Origin of the sequence: Rhizobium sp. BK049 (assembly GCF_014193135.1) — a bacterium.
Classification (GTDB): Bacteria; Pseudomonadota; Alphaproteobacteria; order Rhizobiales; family Rhizobiaceae; genus Rhizobium.
Genome location: NZ_JACHYV010000018.1, coordinates 1 through 19359 on the forward strand (window position 1 = coordinate 1; position 19359 = coordinate 19359).

Sequence of the window (19359 nt, forward strand, 5' to 3'; positions counted from 1 at the left end):
GAAACCTGGCGCCATCTGGGCTTACTCGCCGACACCATCAAGCCAGAGGAATGCGCCAACTACTTCTCAAATGCGGGCTATGCTTCCGTCAAAACGTGAAAGGCTCTAGGTAGGGGGTGGCCGGCGGGATAGAGGGAGCTACGCGGCCTTCCGCTCCCCAAGAAAAACAAAAGGCCGGAAGAGCGCCTGCCCTTCCGGCCTTGTTCTGTAACCCGAAGCGCTCAGGCGGCTTCGGTGGTGTGGGCCTTGCGGACTTCCTCGTCCGTCAGGATGCCGCTGGCGCGCAGCAGCGCGGCGAAGCGGCCGTTGCTGTGGCTGAGCTCATCGAATCCGCCCTGCTCGACGACACGTCCATCATCGAGGAAGAGCACCATATCGGCTTCGCGGACCGTCGAGAGGCGGTGGGCGATGATGAAGGTGGTGCGGTTCTGCCGCAGATTGTCGATCGCGGCCTTGACGCGCGCTTCGGTCTCGACGTCGAGCGCCGAGGTCGCTTCATCGAGCACCAGGATCGGCGCATCCTTGAGGATGGCGCGGGCGATCGCAATGCGCTGGCGTTCACCACCGGAGAGCTTGTTGCCGCGTTCGCCGACATGGGTATCGTAACGATCTTCACGGGTCTCGATGAAATCGGCGGCGGCGGCGGCTTCGGCAGCACGGCGCATGTCCTCCTCGCTCGCACCTTCGCGGCCGAGGCGGATATTGTCGCTGATGGAACGATTCAGCAGGCCCGCATCCTGGAAGACGGTAGCGATATGGCGACGGAGCGACTTTCGGGTCACCTTGGTGATATCGGTGCCGTCGACGAGGATCTGGCCGCCCTGCGGGTCGTAGACGCGCTGCAGCAGGTTGACCAGTGTCGTCTTGCCGGCGCCGGTCGGGCCAACGATGGCGACCGTCTGGCCTGCCTTCACCGAGAAGGAGACATTGTGCAGGCCCTGCGAGCTGTTGCCGAATCCGAAGGAGACGTCGCGGAATTCAACCGCACCCTTGACGTTCTTGATCTCACCATTGCCGGCCGGCTCTTCACGATCGCGCACCGAATCCTCAAGCGTATAGAAATCCTGCAGCTTGGAGCGGGCCTCGAAGATCTGCGTAGCGAACTGACGCATCAGGTCGAGACGGGCAATCAGCAGGTTGGCAAACCCAATGAAGGCAATGACGTCACCGACGCGCAGCTGGCCGGACTGGACGAGCATCGTGCCGATGATCAGAACCACCATCATTGCGATGGTCGAGGCCATGCGGTTCAGCGCGCTGGCGAGCGCCCACCAGTCGAGCACCGGATATTGCGCTTCGAGCAGGCGGTTGGCGAAGGACTTCAACGCCTTGGTTTCCGCTTCGATGCGGTTGTAGCTATGCAGAACGGAGACGTTGCTGATCGAGTCGCTGACATGCGAGAAGACGGTATGGTAGTGGTTTTCGACCGAAGCCTGGCCATCCTTGGTGCGGCTCATGACCACGCGGCCGATCAGCCAATAGGCGATGCCAAGCACGATCAGCACGGCAGAGAGGCGCAAGTCCATCGATATTGCGGTCGGCACCAGCAGGGCCAGCGCAATGACCGTCGACAGGTGGTTGCGCATGAACTCAAGCCAGAGGCCGAACAGCGTCTCGCAGGCCCGCAGCAGCGTATGCAGCGCGTTGGAGGTGCCGCGCTGATGGTGCCAGGCAAGCGGCATGGAAATGATGCGCCCGAAGGCTTCCGTCAGCAGCGTTGCCCGCCGGCCATGGGCAAGCCGGTCGGCCTCGCGGGATACCAGAACGAAGGCGACAGTATTGAACACGGCGAAACCAGCCCACATGAAGAGGATGGGTTTGACTTCGCCCTTGCCCGATATCGCATCGATGATGCGACCGAACAGGATCGGTTCCGCAATGGTGATGGTCGCCAGAACAATGTTGGCGATAACGACCAGGGATACGCGGAGCTTGTAAGCGCCAAGATAGCGCAGAGCTCTTGCATAGACCTTGAATAGCGACACGTCTAACCTCTTGTGCATCTGCGAAAACGGGAATGGTGGGATGCTACAAAAGGCTACCTGAACCGGCGATTAACGGAGTATTCGGGAATCCGCCCGTCGGGTTGTTAACTTGATCGCGCGATCGCATCTGCGATGAAATTGAAGCTGCCTCAATAGGATAGAACAGAGAGACTTTCTCGGGCTCATCAGATTTTTCGGCAGCGGGGTCTGGCGCCGGAATTCCACCATGATTATATCTCGCAACAATTTGCGCTTGCATTTTAATCAATGTTTAGCGCAGCATTAAATTAGAGACTGCATTTTCTGCAGAAGACCGTTACGCGACCAATCTGAACAGCCGCCAACGGCCTGCGGGCATTTAGTCCGGACAAAGGCGCTATTTGTGAATATTAATTCTTTAATTCAATTGCTTGTAATTCTGGAAGAGTGCCCAGATCCGGACGCCGTCGTCACCGAACTCGAGCAGGCCCTCCACGGTTCCGGTTTCGAATATTACGGTCTGCTGCGACATTTGCAGCAAGGCCCGGCGCAGCAGAATATCGAACTGCGCGCCGCCCCGCTTGCCGGCCGCTGGCCGGAACAATGGCTACAGATATATGCCGCAAAAAAATATGTCCGGATCGATCCGATGGTGCGTTTTCTCGCGCATGCGCAACGGCCTTTCCGCTGGCGGGAGAGCATGGCAGCCTTCGACGGTGACGTGCATCAGCGCCGCATGGAGCAGATGATGGTCGATGCCTTCGGCCACGGATTGGAGGACGGCTATCTCTTTCCGATTCACGGGCGCAACGGCATTCTCGGCAGCCTCAGCCTCGGCGGCAAGCCGATCGATCTGTCGCCGGTGGAAATCGCGCTGCTTGAGGCCGTGGCGCGCAAGACCTTCTGGCGATTACTCGACCTGAAAGGCGAGGCCGAGGCGCTGGAAGCGGTGCTGCCGACCGAGACGCCGCTGACGCGGCGCGAGATGGAAATCCTCCACTATCTCGCCGAAGGCATGACGTCGATGGAGATCAGCAAAATGCTGAAGATCTCAAACCATACCGTTGACTGGTATATGAACGGTCTGCAGGCCAAGCTGAAGGCAAAGAACAGGCAGCAGGCAGTGGCGCTTGCCTTCCGCCACGGTCTGCTAAGCTAGACTTTTCCTTATCCACTCCGTCGAAATCGCTGCATACTGACGGCCGACATGCGCTGCATGGCGAGAAAGTGCGTTTCGCAGTCGCAAGAGAAATTGAACTTCCCGTGACAAGAAGTTAAGAATTTTCTTCGCGGGTGCAGCATGCCCGTGTCTGAACGACGGAGGAGACCGTTTTGCCCATATCCAAGATACTCGTTGCTAACCGCTCCGAAATAGCCATTCGCGTGTTCCGCGCGGCCAACGAGCTTGGAATAAAAACGGTGGCGATCTGGGCGGAAGAGGACAAGCTGGCGCTGCACCGCTTCAAGGCGGACGAGAGCTATCAGGTCGGCCGCGGCCCGCATCTTGCCCGCGATCTCGGGCCGATCGAAAGCTATCTGTCGATCGACGAGGTGATCCGCGTCGCCAAGCTTTCCGGTGCCGACGCCATCCATCCGGGCTACGGCCTCTTGTCGGAAAGCCCGGAATTCGTCGATGCCTGCAACAAGGCCGGCATCATCTTCATCGGCCCGAAGGCCGATACGATGCGCCAGCTCGGCAACAAGGTGGCGGCGCGTAATCTGGCGATCTCCGTCGGCGTGCCGGTCGTGCCGGCGACCGAACCGCTGCCGGACGATATGGAGGAAGTCGCCAGAATGGCCGCCGAGATCGGCTATCCCGTCATGCTGAAGGCCTCCTGGGGCGGTGGCGGTCGCGGCATGCGCGTCATCCGTTCCGAGGCCGATCTCGCCAAGGAAGTCACGGAAGCCAAGCGCGAGGCAATGGCCGCCTTCGGCAAGGATGAGGTCTATCTCGAAAAGCTCGTCGAGCGCGCTCGCCACGTCGAAAGCCAGATCCTCGGCGACACCCACGGCAATGTCGTGCATCTCTTCGAGCGCGACTGTTCCGTTCAGCGCCGCAATCAGAAGGTTGTCGAGCGCGCGCCGGCACCCTATCTTTCGGAAGCCCAGCGCCAGGAACTCGCCGCCTATTCGCTGAAGATCGCAGAGGCGACGAACTATATCGGCGCCGGCACCGTCGAATATCTGATGGATGCCGATACCGGCAAATTCTACTTCATCGAAGTCAATCCGCGCATCCAGGTCGAGCACACGGTGACCGAAGTCGTCACCGGCATCGATATTGTCAAGGCGCAGATCCACATCCTCGACGGCTATGCGATCGGCACGCCGCAATCCGGCGTGCCGAAGCAGGAAGAGATCCGTCTCAACGGTCACGCCCTGCAGTGCCGCGTGACGACGGAAGATCCGGAGCATAATTTCATTCCGGATTACGGCCGCATCACCGCCTATCGCTCGGCCTCCGGCTTCGGTATCCGCCTCGACGGCGGTACCTCCTATTCCGGCGCCATCATCACCCGCTATTACGATCCGCTGCTCGTCAAGGTCACGGCCTGGGCGCCGAACCCGCTGGAAGCGATTTCCCGCATGGACCGGGCGCTGCGGGAATTCCGTATCCGCGGCGTCGCCACCAATCTGACCTTCCTCGAAGCGATCATCGGCCATCCGAAATTCCGCGACAACAGCTACACCACCCGCTTCATCGACACGACGCCGGAGCTCTTCCAGCAGGTCAAGCGCCAGGACCGCGCGACGAAGCTCCTGACCTATCTCGCCGACGTCACCGTCAACGGCCATCCCGAGGCCAAGGACCGGCCGAAGCCGCAGGAAAATGCCGCCAAGCCGGTGGTGCCCTATGCCAATGGCAATGGGGTGAAGGACGGCACGAAGCAGCTTCTCGACACGCTTGGTCCGAAGCAGTTCGGCGAGTGGATGCGCAAGGAGAAGCGGGTGCTTCTGACCGACACGACGATGCGCGACGGCCACCAGTCGCTGCTCGCCACCCGCATGCGCACCTATGACATTGCCCGCATTGCCGGCACCTATGCGCATGCGCTGCCGAACCTACTCTCGCTCGAATGCTGGGGCGGCGCCACCTTCGACGTCTCGATGCGATTCCTCACGGAAGATCCGTGGGAGCGGTTGGCGCTGATCCGCGAGGGGGCGCCGAACCTGCTCCTGCAGATGCTGCTGCGCGGCGCCAACGGCGTGGGCTACACCAACTATCCCGACAATGTCGTCAAATACTTCGTCCGCCAGGCCGCCAAGGGCGGCATCGATCTCTTCCGCGTCTTCGACTGCCTGAACTGGGTGGAGAATATGCGGGTATCGATGGATGCCATTGCCGAGGAGAACAAGCTCTGCGAAGCGGCGATCTGCTATACTGGCGACATCCTGAATTCGGCGCGGCCGAAATACGACCTGAAGTACTATACCGGCCTTGCCGTCGAGCTCGAAAAGGCCGGCGCCCATATCATCGCTGTGAAGGACATGGCGGGCCTGTTGAAGCCTGCGGCGGCGAAAGTTTTGTTCAAGGCGCTGCGCGAGGCGACCGGTCTGCCGATCCACTTCCACACGCATGATACCTCAGGCATTGCGGCGGCGACCGTTCTTGCCGCGGTCGAAGCCGGCGTCGATGCCGTCGATGCGGCGATGGATGCGCTGTCCGGCAATACCTCGCAGCCCTGTCTCGGCTCCATCGTCGAGGCACTCTCCGGCTCCGAGCGCGACCCCGGCCTCGATCCGGAATGGATCCGCCGCATCTCCTTCTATTGGGAAGCGGTGCGCAACCAGTATGCCGCCTTCGAAAGCGATCTCAAAGGGCCAGCCTCCGAAGTCTATCTCCACGAGATGCCTGGCGGCCAGTTCACCAACCTGAAGGAGCAGGCCCGCTCGCTGGGGCTGGAAACCCGCTGGCACCAAGTGGCGCAGGCCTATGCCGACGCCAACCAGATGTTCGGCGACATCGTCAAGGTGACGCCCTCCTCGAAGGTGGTCGGCGACATGGCGCTGATGATGGTCTCCCAGGACCTGACCGTTGCCGATGTCGTCAGCCCCGACCGCGAGGTTTCCTTCCCGGAATCAGTGGTGTCGATGCTGAAGGGCGATCTCGGCCAGCCACCGTCTGGATGGCCGGAAGCGCTGCAGAAGAAGGCATTGAAGGGCGAAAAACCCTATACGGTGCGTCCGGGCTCACTGCTGAAGGAAGCCGATCTCGATGCGGAACGCAAGGTCATCGAGAAGAAGCTGGAGCGCGAGGTCAGCGACTTCGAATTCGCTTCCTATCTGATGTATCCGAAGGTCTTCACCGACTTTGCGCTTGCCTCCGATACCTACGGCCCGGTTTCGGTACTGCCGACGCCCGCCTATTTCTACGGGTTGGCGGACGGCGAGGAACTGTTTGCAGATATCGAGAAGGGCAAGACGCTCGTTATCGTCAACCAGGCGATGAGCGCAACCGACAGCCAGGGCATGGTCACCGTCTTCTTCGAGCTCAACGGCCAGCCGCGCCGCATCAAGGTGCCCGATCGGGCCCATGGGGCGACCGGGGCGGCCGTGCGCCGCAAGGCCGAGGTCGGCAACGCCGCCCATGTCGGCGCGCCGATGCCCGGCGTCATCAGCCGCGTCTTCGCCTCGCCGGGCCAGGCCATCAGCGCCGGTGACGTGCTTGTCTCCATCGAGGCTATGAAGATGGAAACCGCGATCCACGCCGAAAAGGACGGCACCATTGCCGAAGTGCTGGTCAAAGCCGGCGACCAGATCGACGCGAAGGATCTGCTGGTGGTTTACGGCGGATGAGCAAACGGCACGCAAGGTTTCGTCCGCCCGTCCTTGCCAAGTCGGGCTGATCACCCGATTGTGTAGAGCCAGGCTGTTAAAAGGCCGGCTTTTTCGAAAAGCAAATGGCCTCCTCGCCTTGCCCGGCGGGGAGGCTTTTTCGTAGACTTGCCTGCCTGCCTCTCCCAAGATCAATCAGGAAACAATTTCATGAGCAAATTGAAGATCGCTGTCATTGTCGGAAGCACTCGTATTGGCCGTTTCGCCGAACATCCAGCAAAATGGATTGCCGGGCTCGTCGGCCAACGCTCCGATCTGGAAGTCGAGGTTCTCGATCTTCTCGACTATCCCATGCATTTCTTCGGCGAAGAGCGCGCCACCACGGCGGAAAGCGACACCGCCGAGCGCTGGAAGAAGAAGCTGCGCGAATTTGACGGCTACATATTCACCGTTGCCGAGTACAATCATGCGCCGACGGCGGTTCTGAAGAACGCTATTGATCTCGGCGAATTCATTCAGAAGCCAGTCGCCTTCGTCGGTTACGGCGGCGTTGGCGGTGCGCGCGCCGTCGAGCAGCTTCGGCTGATCTTCGTGGAAATGGGCGCCGCCTCGGTGAAAACGGGCGTGCACATCGCTTTCAGCGAATATCTGAGCGTGCTCAAGGAAGGCAAGAGCCTTGGCGATTACCCGCACCTCAACGAGGCGGCCAAGAACCAGCTCGATCAGCTCGTGTGGTGGGGCAATGCGTTGAAGGCGGCGCGTTCGGTCGTCACCTCGGCCTGAGGCAGGCCTCTTAAATCAAAAGCGTCTCACGTGAATCACGATTCACGTGAGACAGTTCAGATGTCGTATGTATGGGCGGCGTTGATCGTCGAGATGAAGCGCTTGGTACGCTCGCGCTTAGGCGCGCTGAAAATAGCTTTCGCACTGCCGGTTTCGACCACGCTCCCGGCTTCCAGGAAGACGACGTCGTTGGCGATTTTCGAGGCGAGTCGGAGATCATGGGTGGCCATGACCATCGTCGTGCCTTCGCGGGCAAGCTGGCCCAGCACATCGACCACCTCCGCCGAAAGTTCCGGATCGAGCGCCGAGGTCGGCTCATCGCAGAGAAGCACCCGCGGCGACGGCGCAAGCGCCCGAGCGATTGCCACGCGTTGCTGCTGACCACCCGATAAGGTCGAAGGCCAGGCATCGGTCTTGTGTGCCATTCCGACCTTGGTCAGCAGTTCCATGGCGCGTTCGCGCGATTTCGCCTTCGGCCATTTTAGCACCGTGACCAGACCTTCCATGACGTTTTCGATCGCGGTCTGATGCGGGAAGAGCTGGAAGTTCTGGAAGACCATGCCGGTCTGACGGCGGATTTTCTGGATCGCCTGCCATCCCAAGCGTTTGCCGGGCGCGAAGGAAAGCTCTTCCTCACCGAGGCGGATCGCGCCTGATGTCGGGATTTCGAGCAGGTTGATGCAGCGCAGTAGCGTGCTCTTGCCACCACCGGACGGCCCGACGAGCGCGGTGACGCTGCCCTCGGGAATGCGGATGCTGATATCCTTCAGAATGACGGCATCGCCGAAGCGCTTTTCGATGTTGGAAAGCTCGATCATGCGTTTGCCTCCAGCATGCCGCCATAACGCGCGAAACGGCGTTCCAGCCGCACCTGCAGCTGCGAGAGGACGGAGCTGAGGACGAGATAGATCAGCGCCGCCTCGATATAAAGGATCAGCGGCTCGTAGGTGGTGGCGACGATGCGTTGTGCCGCCTGGAAGAGCTCCGGCACGGTGATGGCGGCGGCAAGCGAGGTATCCTTGACCAGCGAGATGAAGGTGTTCGACAGAGGCGGCACGGCGACGCGGCCTGCCTGCGGCAGGATCGTCCGGCTCATCGCCTGGCGCCAGCTCATGCCGATCGAATAGGCCGCTTCCCACTGGCCCTTCGGCACGGAGGAGATGACCGCGCGGATGATTTCGGAGCTGTAGGCGCCGATATTCAGGGTAAAGCCGATCAGGGCGGCAGGAAAGGCGTCGAGCAGGATGCCGATGCTCGGCAGCCCGTAAAAGATCACGAAGAGCTGGACGAGCAGCGGCGTGCCGCGAATGACCCAGACATAGAAACGGGCAATCGCCGCGACGGGCGTCGGGCCGAAAAGGCGGGCGATCGCCGTGATCAGGCCGAGGATCAGACCAAAGACGAAGGAGAGCAGCGTCAGTGGAATGGTGAAGATCAATCCCGCCCAGAGGAGCGAGGGAAGCGATTCCGCCATCAGTTGGAGCCAGTGCGGCAAGGGATATTCCCTCTCGTCGGTTGAGCAGCAATACTTCGAAATACCCCTCCCCAACCGCTTCCCACAAGGGGCAGGGACTTAATCTGCCTCCCGCGCTGCATGAAATGACCACCGAACTGCAAGTCGGGACGTCTATTTTGAGGTGAGGCGGTCTCCCGGCCAAAGCCCCTCCCCTTGTGGGGAGGGAGGGGAGTTTTTTAGACGAAGCTTACTTCGAAACGTCCTGGCCGAAATATTTGTCGGCGATCTTCTTGTAAGTGCCGTCGGCCTTAATATCGGCGAGCGCCTTGTTGATCGCTTCCAGCAGTTCCGGCTCGTTCTTGCGGATGATGATGCCGGAGTAATCGGCATTTTCCTGCTCGGCGGCGATCTTTACCGGCGCGTCCGGCTTGTGCTTCTTGAAGTCGAGGAAGGAGAGGCTGTCGTTGATCGTCGCATCGGCGCGTTTGGTCAGCACAAGCTGGATCGACTGGTCGAAACCATCGGTGCCCACGAGTTCGGCGCCGGATTCGGTAGCGATCTTGCCGAAGTTGCTGGTCAGCGACTGCGCTGATTTCTTGCCCTTCAGGTCGGCGAAGGTCTTGATGCTGTCGTCGCCGTCGCGGACGATCAGCACGGCCTTGGAAGCGATATAGGGCTCGGAGAAATCGTATTTCTGCTTGCGGGCTTCGGTGATGCCGACCTGATTGATGACAGTGTCGTAACGCTTGGCGTCGAGGCCGGCGATGAGGCCGTCCCACTTGCCTTCGACGAACTCGGCCTTGACGCCGAGCTTGGCGGCGATGGCTTCGCCGATCTCCACGTCGAAGCCGACGAGCTTGCCGCTTTCGTCATGATAGGTGAAGGGCGCATAGGTGCCCTCGGTGCCGATCTTGAAGACGCCGGCCGATTTGATGGCGGCGAGGTTTTCGCCCGCATGGGCGGGCAGGAGGGCTGCGGCTTGAATAAGGGCAGCGGCGGCGACGGTTTTCAACCAGTTCATTGTTCTATCCATCCTTGGGAGGTTGCGATCGGATGAGCGATACTTTGCAGAAAACTAGGGCGCCGGAAGCGTAGAAAACTGCGAATAAAAGCGGCAACTGCGAATATTTTTCTCAAGCCGTCTTCTGAAGCATCAATTCCATGGAAACGGGCATCACACCGCGGCCCGGCGGCGCAGCCTTTCGCTGACGATGGTGATCAAACCGGCGCCGAGGATCATCGCCGCGCCGCCGACGACATTCGGCGGTGGGATATCGCCCCAGATCAGATAGCCGAGGACGAAGGCCCAGACGAGAGACGTATATTCGAACGGCGCAAGCACGGAGACGGGTGCTTGTCGCATTCCCTCGAAGAGGGCGAACTGCGCACAGCCGGCGACTACGCCGGTTGCGATGAGAAGCCCCAACTGCGTCATGTCGGGTGTCTGCCAAGTGTAAGGAACGGCAATGCCCGTCATGGCGAGGAAAAAGACGTTCGAAACCGCAAGCTGGACGATGGTCTTTTCGTGCAGCGAGGTCTTGCGCAGCAGCACCATGGCCGCCGCCCAGAGGACCGCCGCCTGTAGCGCCAGATACACGGGCCAGGAAACAGTGAGACCGATCGGGTCGCAGGCGATGAGCACGCCGACGAAACCGACGCCAACGGCCAGCCATCGCGCTGGCATGACGTCCTCCTTCAGAACGAAGCATGCAAGCAAGGTGCCGACGACGGGTGCGGCGTAATAAAGCGTGGTGACTTCGGCCAGTTGCAGGCGGCTTGCGGCGGAGTAGTAAGAAAGCCAGGCGCAAAGGAGAAGGATACTGCGGGCAATCATTGGTTTTATGATCGGCGATGTCATTGTCTGACGGATGAGCCTGACGCGACCATAGGCGAGACAACCGAGCAGGATCGTAAGGCTGCGAAAAAACAGGATCTGCCAGACGGGAATGCTTGAAGTCAGGATCTTGATGATCGCATCATGGAACGTGAACGCCATGTAGGCGAGGCTCGTGAGCAGAATGCCCAGGCTGACGGGATTTTTCACGGGGACGCACCAGGGGGCGGGTTTGCCGGCGGGAATCGGGAATGGTGAATCGATAATCCTGCCTACTGGGCCGGTCAATAGTAAGTTCGCCCGGTGGTGGCGCTTTGTATCACCGCGTCAGAAAACGTGTGATCGCGCATATTGCCTGCACGGTCGTAAACGGTTATGCACGTTGTCCATACTTCACACGCAGATTCGGTAGGAACATGCAGGATTTTCTGTTACGAGAGCGCCAAGGCGTCATTTCCGAACGGCTGCGGCTGAATGGCCGCGTGCTGGCGGCGGAACTTGCGCTCGAATTCGGCGTCTCCGAGGATACGGTGCGGCGCGACCTGCGTGAGATGGCGGCGGCGGGCCTCTGCGAGCGGGTCTATGGGGGCGCGCTGCCGGTTTCGCCGGCGCATGGAAGCCTGACGCAGCGCACGGGATTTGCCGCCGACCGCAAGCAGGCCTTGGCGCGGGCTGCCGCGAAGCAGATCACTGCCGGTTCGTGCGTGTTCTTCGATGCCGGCAGCACCAATCTGGCGATTGCCAACGCCCTGCCTGCCGAACTTGAACTGACGGCTGCGACCAATGCGCCGGTGATTGCCGCAGCGCTGATCGACAAGCCCGCCGTCAACGTCATCCTGATCGGCGGCATGATGGACCGGCAGACAGGTGGAGCGCTCGGCGCAAAGGCCTTGCGGGATATGGAGCAGATTTCGCCCGATCTCTGCATTCTCGGCGCCTGCGGCATCGATCTCGAGGCCGGCATCACCACCTTCGGATTCGAGGATGCGGAATTCAAGCGGTTTGCAACATCGAGAAGCAAAAGGGTTATGGCGGCGGTAACTTCGGAGAAATTCGGCACGGCTGCGCCCCACAGCATCCTTCCGGTTGCGCATTGCGAATGCTTGGTCGTCGAGCACGATGCCGATCCCGCCATTCTTGCGGGTTATCGCGAGCGCGGCTGCCGGACCGTCATCGCCGAAAAAACGAACTGAGCCGTCGTCACGGAGTTTAGAAAAAGCGGGCGCTCCCAAGCCCGTTAGCGAGGAAAGACCGAAAATGGACAGTCATGTGAATGCGCCGTCGGGGGTCCGCAGCGGCTTCATTACCAGAAGCAGGGCAGCGGTTTCCCTGCTCTTTCTCATGAACGGCTTTGTCGTCGGCTGCTGGGCACCGAAGATTCCGGATTTTGCCGAGCGTCTCGGGCTGAGCAAGTTCGAGCTTGGGCTGATGATCATCGTCTTCGGTGTCGGCTCGCTGGTCATGATGCCGATCGCCGGCGCGCAGATCGCCAGGCACGGCTCTCGCGTCGTTGTACGGGCAACCGCCGTCTGCGTGCTGCCGCTGCTCCTGGCTCTGACGCTCGCGCCGAATGTGTTTACCGCGGCAATCTCGCTCTTCCTGTTCGGCGGCTTCATCGGCGCCATGGATGTGGCGATGAACGCCAATGCGGTGTCCGTCGAAAAATCCATGCGGCGGGCCATCATGTCATCCTGCCATGCTTTCTGGAGCCTCGGCGGCTTGATCGGCTCGGGCCTCGGCGGCATCGTGATTGCCAAACTCGGCGTTCTCGGCCATGCCCAGCTCGCGACTGCGCTGGCGGCGATCTTCCTCGCTGTCGCCTGGCCGATGATCCTTGCGGATCCACCCCATCCCGATGCGAAAAAGGAGAAGACGAGGCTGCCGATGGTGCCGCTGCCGTGGCTGCTCGGCTTGATGGCGCTGTTCTCCATGGTGCCGGAAGGCGCGGTTCTGGATTGGGGTGCGCTCTATCTCCGGCAGGACATGGATGCGTCGGTGGCGCTTTCCGGTCTCGGTTTCGCAGCCTTTTCGGCGACCATGGCGACCATGCGCTTTGCCGGCGACCTGGTGCGCGACCGCCTCGGAGGGGTCAAGACACTGCGCATCTGCACGCTCTTTGCCATCGTCGGCATGTTGCTTGCGAGCCTTGCGCCGGACGCTGAGATCGCCATTCTGGGCTTTGCGCTTTGCGGCATCGGCATTTCAAACATGGTGCCGATCGCTTTCTCGGCTGCGGGCAATATACCCGGTCTCAAACCCGGCATCGGCATCTCGGTGGTTACGACGATGGGCTATTCCGGCATGCTGGTCGCGCCGTCGGTGATCGGCTTCGTTGCCGAACATATCGGCTTTGCCGTCGTCTTCATGGCGCTGCCAGTGCTGCTGCTGTTCGTTCTCATGTTCTCCAAGCTGGCCCATTATGCCGATGGGGTCTCCGGAGGCGGCCACTGAGCGCCTCCAAACAAAAGTGATATAGTCGGCGGTTGACAAGGAGCCGGGCTTGATCCACCTGAAAGGCACTGTTTCTAGGGGTGCAAGAACTCTGCATGTTGTCAGCCGCCGATTTTGATCCGAAACCGCGCCGCGCTTCCGTCGCCGTCAATGTCGGCGGCGTCATTGTCGGTGGTGGTGCGCCGATTGTCGTGCAATCGATGACGAATACGGATACCGCCGATATCGATTCGACCGTTGCGCAAGTCGCAGCCCTGCACCGGGCGGGTTCGGAACTGGTGCGTATCACCGTCGACCGCGACGAGAGTGCCGCCGCCGTGCCGAAAATCCGCGAGCGGCTGCTGCGGCTCGGCATGGACGTGCCGCTGATCGGCGACTTCCACTATATCGGCCACAAGCTGCTTGCCGATCATCCTGCCTGCGCCGAGGCGTTGGCGAAATACCGCATCAATCCCGGCAATGTCGGCTTCAAGGACAAGAAGGACAAACAGTTCGCCGAGATCATCGAGATGGCGATCCGCTTTGACAAGCCGGTACGCATCGGCGTCAACTGGGGCTCGCTCGATCAGGACCTGTTGACGGCGCTGATGGATCAGAATGCCGAGGCCGGCTCGCCGCTTTCGGCACGGCAGGTGACGCGCGAGGCGATCGTGCAGTCGGCGCTGCTGTCGGCCGCCCTTGCCGAGGAGATCGGCTTGCCGCGCAACCGCATCATCTTGTCGGCCAAGGTCAGCCAGGTGCAGGACCTGATCGCCGTCAATTCCATGCTCGCCGAACGTTCCAATCACGCGCTGCATCTCGGCCTCACCGAAGCCGGCATGGGCAGCAAGGGCATCGTCGCTTCGTCGGCTGCCATGGGCTTCGTGCTGCAGCACGGCATCGGTGATACGATCCGCGTCTCGCTGACGCCCGAGCCGAACGGCGACCGTACCCGCGAGGTCCAGGTGGCGCAGGAAATCCTGCAGGTCATGGGCTTCCGGCAGTTCGTGCCGGTCGTCGCCGCCTGTCCCGGCTGCGGGCGCACGACCTCGACGGTCTTCCAGGAACTGGCCCAGAACATCCAGAACGACATCCGCAAGAACATGCCGGTTTGGCGCGAGAAATATCCCGGCGTCGAGGCGCTGAACGTCGCCGTCATGGGCTGCATTGTCAACGGACCGGGCGAAAGCAAACATGCCGACATCGGCATCTCGCTTCCCGGCACCGGCGAGACGCCGGCCGCTCCCGTTTTTATCGACGGCAAGAAGGCGCTGACACTGCGCGGCCCCAATATCGCCGCCGACTTCGAGGCGCTTGTCGTCGACTATATCGAGAAGCGCTTCGGCCGGCGGACGGCTGCGGAATGAAGGCCCGCGCGTTCGAATGAGCCGGTATTGGTCTGATAATGTCAGCAAGATTCGGCCCTACGTCGCGGGGGAGCAGCCGCGTATTCCCGGCCTGGTCAAGCTCAATACCAATGAGAATCCATACGGGCCGTCCCCAAAGGCGATCGAGGCGATCAGGCAAGCGACAGACGACCGCCTGCGGCTCTACCCCGATCCCGCCGCCACCGAGTTGCGCGAGGCGATCGCCGCCCGTTTGGGGCTGACGAGCGAACAAGTGTTCGTCGGCAACGGCTCCGACGAGGTTCTCGCCCATACGTTCCAGGCGCTGCTGAACCACGATCTGCCGCTTCTCTATCCCGATGTGACTTACAGCTTCTATCCGACCTATAGCCTGCTATATGGCGTCGAGACTATCGAGATACCGCTCGACGATCGGTTCCGGATCCGGCTGTCCGATTACGACAGACCGTGCGGCGCGATCATCATCCCCAATCCGAACGCGCCGACGGGTATCGGCCTGCCGCGGACCGGGATCGAGACGCTTCTTGCTGCTCATCCGGATGCGGTAGTCGTGATCGACGAGGCCTATGTCGATTTCGGCGGCGAAAGCGCAGTTCCGCTCATTTCTCGCTATCCCAACCTTTTGGTCATCCAGACCTTGTCGAAATCTCGTTCGTTCGCAGGTCTGCGCGTTGGCTTCGCACTGGGGCACCGGGACCTGATCGAGGCGCTGGTGCGCGTCAAGGACAGCTTCAATTCCTATCCGCTCGATCGCCTGGCACAGGTCGGGGCGACGGCGGCGATCAGAGACGAGGCTTGGTTCGAGACATGCCGGCGGAAAATCATCGCCAGCCGGCAACGCCTCGTCCGGGAGCTTGAGGCACTGGATTTCGAGGTGCTGCCGTCGCAGGCGAATTTCACTTTTGCGAGGCACGCAAGCCGGCCGGGCGTTGCACTTCTGACCGAGCTGCGGGAGCGTGGCGTCCTCGTCCGGCGTTTCGCCGAGCCGCGCATTTCGGAATTCCTGCGCATCAGCATCGGCACCGACGAGGAATGCGCCCGCCTGGTTTCCGCCCTCAAGGAGATATTGGCGGCCTGACCTTCGCCTCAGCTCTTGCGGTCGGCGATGAAATGCGCAGCGGCGGTGAGGGTGGAGGCGCGCGCCCCGTAGGGGGCGAGCAGGTCCTCGGCATCGCGCACATGCCGGCGGAGCTCGGTCTCGGCCCATTCCATGCCGTGAAGCGCCACCAGCGTTCCCTTGCCGCGGGCCGCATCCTTGCCGGTCGCCTTGCCCATGGTCTCAGCATCCGAGGTCAGGTCGAGGATGTCGTCGGCGAGTTGGAAGGCGAGGCCGATCTTTTCGCCGAAGGCACGCAGGCGGCGGCGATCTTCGGGCGGGCTTGCCGCGATAATGGCGCCCGCCTCGCAGGCGAAGCGGATCAGCGCGCCTGTTTTCATCGCCTGCAGACGGATGATACCGGCTTCGTCGGGAGCCTGCTTTTCCGCCGCCAGATCGAGCGCCTGGCCGCCGGCCATGCCGCCGAGACCGGCTGCGCGGGCGAGCGCCAGCACCAACGCCGCTTTGCTCGTATCGGGAAGGGCGGTTTCCGGCGCGGCAACAATGTCGAAAGCATAGGTCAGCAGGCTGTCGCCGGCGAGGATCGCGGTGGCTTCATCGAACTTGACGTGCACTGTCGGTTTGCCGCGGCGCAGGTCGTCATCGTCCATGGCCGGCAGGTCGTCATGCACGAGAGAATAGCAGTGAACGCATTCGAGTGCGGCGCCGACCCGAAGGGCCGCCTGCACATCGCCGCCGAGAAGGGCCGCACTTTCGGCCACAAGGAATGGGCGCAATCGCTTGCCGCCATTCAGCACGGCATAATGCATGGCGCTGCGCAGGGTGTCAGGCCTGACGATTTCATCGGAAAGAGGGCTCGGCGAAAGCAATGTATCGAGCAGCGCCTCGATTTCGCGGGCGTTGTTGCTAAGCCTCGTCTCGAAAGTGTTCCGGTTCGCGTCCATGGGCGCTGTTTGGCATGGGGCATCGGGGCTTGCAACGGAATTGTCGATGACTGCCGCAAGATTTCCCTTGTCCTCTGGCATAAGCGGCTCACAGGCGTTATGAGAACGAAAGGGAGCGAAATGGGCTGGGGACATTGGATATAGCGACGGAGAGAGAGGATATCGCCGACATGCCGGCCCGTCGGCGATGGTTCGAAGATCGGCCTGTGCTGAGACGCGTCGGTCTTGCCGTTCTGGCCGTGCTGATCCTTCCTTACGCGCTGATCTTCCTCTACCTGCTGCCCTTCATCCATCCCGTCTCGACGCTGATGCTGCGCGATCTGGTGCTGCTGCGCGGCTATGACCGCAGATGGGTGTCGCTGGATGAGATCTCTCCGGTCCTGGTGCAATCGGTGATGATGTCGGAAGATGGTCAATATTGCTTCCACGGCGGCGTCGACTGGGCAGAGATGCGGATGCTGGTCGAGGACACGCTGAAAGGTCAGGCGACACGCGGCGGCAGCACAATCCCGATGCAGACGGCCAAGAACCTCTTCCTCTGGAACAGCCGCTCCTTCGTGCGCAAGGCGATGGAGCTTCCCCTCGCCGTCACCACGGATTTCGTCCTGTCGAAACGGCGGCTGATGGAAATCTATCTCAATATCGCCGAATGGGGCCCCGGCATTTACGGCATCGAGGCCGCCGCCCAGCATCATTTCAAGGTGCCGGCCTCGAAGCTGACGCGACGCCAGGCATCGCTGCTCGCCGTTTCGCTGCCCAACCCGATCGACCGCAATGCCGGGAAGCCCGGACGAGGCCTTCGCCGGCTTGCCGGCGTCATCGAGAGGCGTGCGCAGGGTTCGGGCGACTACATCAAGTGCATCTATGAATAAGATCACAACTTGTCATTAGAAGCGGTGGCCGTCATCTGACATTCTTGGTTCTGCCATATGGGCGAATGCAATCCAACCAGAGCCCCCGAATCGCCCATGACAGCCCCGACCTTTTCTCCCGAACTTCTCCTTTACTCGAAGACGCACAATCAAAACCCACCTCCCCATCTCGGCAGCCGCTATCGCAGGATCGGCGGTTTCCTGCCCGAAGCCGGCAACACCATCGTCTGTCATCCCGAGAAAGGTTCAACGACGCTCACGGCACTGATCGAGGCGCGTGAAAAATATCTGGCGATGCCCGAGGCGTCGCAATTTCTCTTCACGCCGATCTCGAGCCTTCACATGACGCTTTTCGAAGGCGTCATTGAGACCAGGCGCCGGCAGGACTGCTGGCCTGCAGACCTCCCTCTCGACACGCCGATCGACGACATGACCGCGCTGCTGGCCGCGCGTCTCGACAGTTTTTCGATGGCCGAGCCCTTCAATGTCGCGGTCATCGGTGCTCGTCCCTCGGGTCTGCTTGTCGATGGGGCGACGGAGAAGGACCGCGGGATCATGCGCGCCTGGCGCGACGCCTTTGCCGATCTTCTCGGCTATCGGCAGCCGAACCATGCGGACTACAAGTTCCACGTCACTTTCGCCTATCCTATCGACTGGCTGGAGGACGAAGCCCTGCCGCGCTGGCAGGCGATACTCGACGACGTGGTCGAGGACGTCAGCCGCAAAGTCCCCGTTTTCGAGCTGACGCCACCGGCATTCTGCGTGTACGAGGACATGAACCATTTCCACGAACTGCTGATCTTCGATTTCGACGCCGGACCGGGAGGGGACCATGGATAGACCGACGCTCTACATCGCCAACAAGAACTACTCCTCTTGGTCGTTTCGGCCGTGGATGGCGCTGAAGGGCGCCGGCGTCGATTTCGAGGAAGTCCTGATTCCGTTCGACTATCCCAGTGGCAATCCCAGGATCAAGGCGGCCTCACCGACTGGCCGCGTGCCGCTTCTGCAGCATGGTGAATTGAAAATCTGGGAATCTTGGGCGATCATCGAATACGCCGCCGAGCTTTACCCGGATGCCGGCCTTCTCCCCAATGATCGCGCCGACCGGGCGCTTGCCCGGTCCGCTTCGATGGAAATGCTCTCGAGCTTCCGAGCCCTGCGCAATGCCTGCCCGATGAATATTCGCCGGCCGAAGGGGACGATCGCATTGCCTGACGACATCGACGCCGATGTCAGCCGTATCGAGACGATCTGGCGAGACTTTCTGCAGAAATCCGGGGGACCGTTTCTATTTGGGCGCTTCAGTGGCGCGGATGCGATGTTTGCGCCTGTGGTCAACCGGTTCGACGTCTATGATCTCGTCAACCGAAAGGATACACTCACCTATATGGAGACGATGAAGGCGCATCCGGCCTGGCGGAAATGGGAAGAGGCCGCCCGGGCCGAGCCTTGGATCGTGGCGGAAGACGAGGTCTGAGGCTCGAATCATCGGCGTCGCAAAAAATACGCATGGGGACTGGTCAAGGCCGCCCGTTGCATGTATAAGCGCGCAAAATTTCCGAAATCGCGACATGTCCGTTTCGGCCGCCAGTCTGGCCGTGGGAATGTTTTGCCCGCAAGTGGAGTAAGAAAAATGGCTGTACCGAAGAGAAAAACGAGCCCGTCCAAGCGCGGCATGCGCCGTTCGGCTGATGCGCTGAAAGCTCCGACCTACGTCGAAGACAAGAATTCCGGCGAACTGCGCCGCCCGCATCATATCGACCTGAAGACCGGCATGTATCGCGGCCGTCAGGTTCTGACGCCGAAGGAAGGCGCGTAATTTCCGACCGGCTCGTCCGATCGCAAGTTTCAAGGCCGGCTTCATGCCGGCCTT

Annotated in this window: 17 protein-coding genes and 1 pseudogene; 12 read left to right on the forward strand and 6 right to left on the reverse strand. The window is 61.1% G+C overall.

Annotated elements, in window-relative coordinates; translation table 11 throughout:
- Positions 1 to 99 (forward strand): annotated as a pseudogene (locus FHT70_RS18835) (IS630 family transposase); the annotation flags it as partial.
- A 122-nt stretch (positions 100 to 221) separates the two neighbouring features.
- On the opposite strand, the gene FHT70_RS18840 reads toward FHT70_RS18835, so the two are convergent.
- The gene (locus FHT70_RS18840) at positions 222 to 1985 is read right to left on the reverse strand and encodes a glucan ABC transporter ATP-binding protein/ permease (RefSeq protein ID WP_085779801.1); all 1764 of its coding nucleotides are present in this window, start codon (positions 1983 to 1985) and stop codon (positions 222 to 224) included.
- Positions 1986 to 2367: 382 nt separating this feature from the next.
- Here FHT70_RS18840 and FHT70_RS18845 point away from each other — a divergent pair, with 382 nt between their 5' ends.
- The 3 genes from FHT70_RS18845 (at position 2368) to FHT70_RS18855 (ending at position 7523) form a co-directional block, all read left to right on the forward strand.
- The gene (locus FHT70_RS18845; protein ID WP_183703903.1) at positions 2368 to 3123 is read left to right on the forward strand and encodes a LuxR family transcriptional regulator; all 756 of its coding nucleotides are present in this window, start codon (positions 2368 to 2370) and stop codon (positions 3121 to 3123) included.
- A gap of 173 nt (positions 3124 to 3296) precedes the next feature.
- Entirely contained in the window at positions 3297 to 6761 is a 3465-nt protein-coding gene (pyc, locus tag FHT70_RS18850) for a pyruvate carboxylase (RefSeq protein WP_183703906.1), read from the forward strand.
- A 189-nt stretch (positions 6762 to 6950) separates the two neighbouring features.
- The gene (locus FHT70_RS18855) at positions 6951 to 7523 is read left to right on the forward strand and encodes an NAD(P)H-dependent oxidoreductase (RefSeq protein WP_085779804.1); all 573 of its coding nucleotides are present in this window, start codon (positions 6951 to 6953) and stop codon (positions 7521 to 7523) included.
- A 56-nt stretch (positions 7524 to 7579) separates the two neighbouring features.
- Here FHT70_RS18855 and FHT70_RS18860 read toward each other — a convergent pair whose 3' ends face one another.
- From FHT70_RS18860 to FHT70_RS18875, 4 genes are all read right to left on the reverse strand, one after another.
- Complete coding sequence (locus FHT70_RS18860) at positions 7580 to 8341, reverse strand: amino acid ABC transporter ATP-binding protein (RefSeq protein ID WP_085779805.1); 762 nt, start codon at positions 8339 to 8341, stop codon at positions 7580 to 7582.
- Positions 8338 to 9018 carry an amino acid ABC transporter permease gene (locus FHT70_RS18865; RefSeq protein ID WP_097598247.1) on the reverse strand — a complete coding sequence of 227 codons (681 nt, stop codon included), beginning with the start codon at positions 9016 to 9018 and terminating at the stop codon, positions 8338 to 8340. Before FHT70_RS18865 ends, FHT70_RS18860 begins: the two co-directional genes overlap by 4 nt.
- A 208-nt stretch (positions 9019 to 9226) precedes the next feature.
- The gene (locus FHT70_RS18870; RefSeq protein ID WP_183703909.1) at positions 9227 to 10000 is read right to left on the reverse strand and encodes an amino acid ABC transporter substrate-binding protein; all 774 of its coding nucleotides are present in this window, start codon (positions 9998 to 10000) and stop codon (positions 9227 to 9229) included.
- Between the two features lie 153 nt (positions 10001 to 10153).
- Positions 10154 to 11023 (reverse strand): DMT family transporter, encoded by an 870-nt coding sequence (locus FHT70_RS18875; RefSeq protein WP_183703912.1) that lies wholly within the window; start codon positions 11021 to 11023, stop codon positions 10154 to 10156.
- A 206-nt stretch (positions 11024 to 11229) separates the two neighbouring features.
- Here FHT70_RS18875 and FHT70_RS18880 point away from each other — a divergent pair, with 206 nt between their 5' ends.
- The 4 genes from FHT70_RS18880 to hisC all read left to right on the forward strand — a co-directional run bounded on the left by FHT70_RS18880 (position 11230) and on the right by hisC (position 15688).
- The gene (locus tag FHT70_RS18880) at positions 11230 to 12006 is read left to right on the forward strand and encodes a DeoR/GlpR family DNA-binding transcription regulator (RefSeq protein WP_097598250.1); all 777 of its coding nucleotides are present in this window, start codon (positions 11230 to 11232) and stop codon (positions 12004 to 12006) included.
- Between the two features lie 64 nt (positions 12007 to 12070).
- Positions 12071 to 13264 (forward strand): MFS transporter, encoded by a 1194-nt coding sequence (locus FHT70_RS18885; RefSeq protein WP_097598251.1) that lies wholly within the window; start codon positions 12071 to 12073, stop codon positions 13262 to 13264.
- Between the two features lie 95 nt (positions 13265 to 13359).
- Positions 13360 to 14610, forward strand: coding sequence for a flavodoxin-dependent (E)-4-hydroxy-3-methylbut-2-enyl-diphosphate synthase (gene ispG / locus FHT70_RS18890; RefSeq protein WP_183703915.1), 1251 nt, complete (start codon positions 13360 to 13362; stop codon positions 14608 to 14610).
- A gap of 16 nt (positions 14611 to 14626) precedes the next feature.
- Entirely contained in the window at positions 14627 to 15688 is a 1062-nt protein-coding gene (hisC, locus tag FHT70_RS18895) for a histidinol-phosphate transaminase (RefSeq protein WP_183703918.1), read from the forward strand.
- Between the two features lie 8 nt (positions 15689 to 15696).
- Here the strand turns inward: hisC and FHT70_RS18900 are convergent, their stop codons facing one another.
- Entirely contained in the window at positions 15697 to 16611 is a 915-nt protein-coding gene (locus FHT70_RS18900; protein ID WP_097598329.1) for a polyprenyl synthetase family protein, read from the reverse strand.
- 134 nt (positions 16612 to 16745) lie between these two features.
- Between FHT70_RS18900 and mtgA the strand changes: the two genes are divergently transcribed.
- From mtgA to rpmF, 4 genes are all read left to right on the forward strand, one after another.
- Positions 16746 to 17483, forward strand: coding sequence for a monofunctional biosynthetic peptidoglycan transglycosylase (gene mtgA, locus FHT70_RS18905; protein WP_183703922.1), 738 nt, complete (start codon positions 16746 to 16748; stop codon positions 17481 to 17483).
- Positions 17484 to 17579: 96 nt separating this feature from the next.
- On the forward strand, positions 17580 to 18323 hold the full coding sequence (locus FHT70_RS18910; protein ID WP_183703923.1) for a DUF1868 domain-containing protein: 744 nt from the start codon (positions 17580 to 17582) through the stop codon (positions 18321 to 18323).
- Positions 18316 to 18963, forward strand: coding sequence for a glutathione S-transferase family protein (locus FHT70_RS18915; protein WP_183703926.1), 648 nt, complete (start codon positions 18316 to 18318; stop codon positions 18961 to 18963). The genes FHT70_RS18910 and FHT70_RS18915 overlap by 8 nt, the downstream gene beginning before the upstream one ends.
- 156 nt (positions 18964 to 19119) lie before the next feature.
- Positions 19120 to 19305, forward strand: a complete 186-nt coding sequence (rpmF, locus tag FHT70_RS18920) for a 50S ribosomal protein L32 (protein ID WP_085779815.1) — start codon at positions 19120 to 19122, stop codon at positions 19303 to 19305.
- The last annotated feature ends 54 nt before the right edge of the window (positions 19306 to 19359 follow it).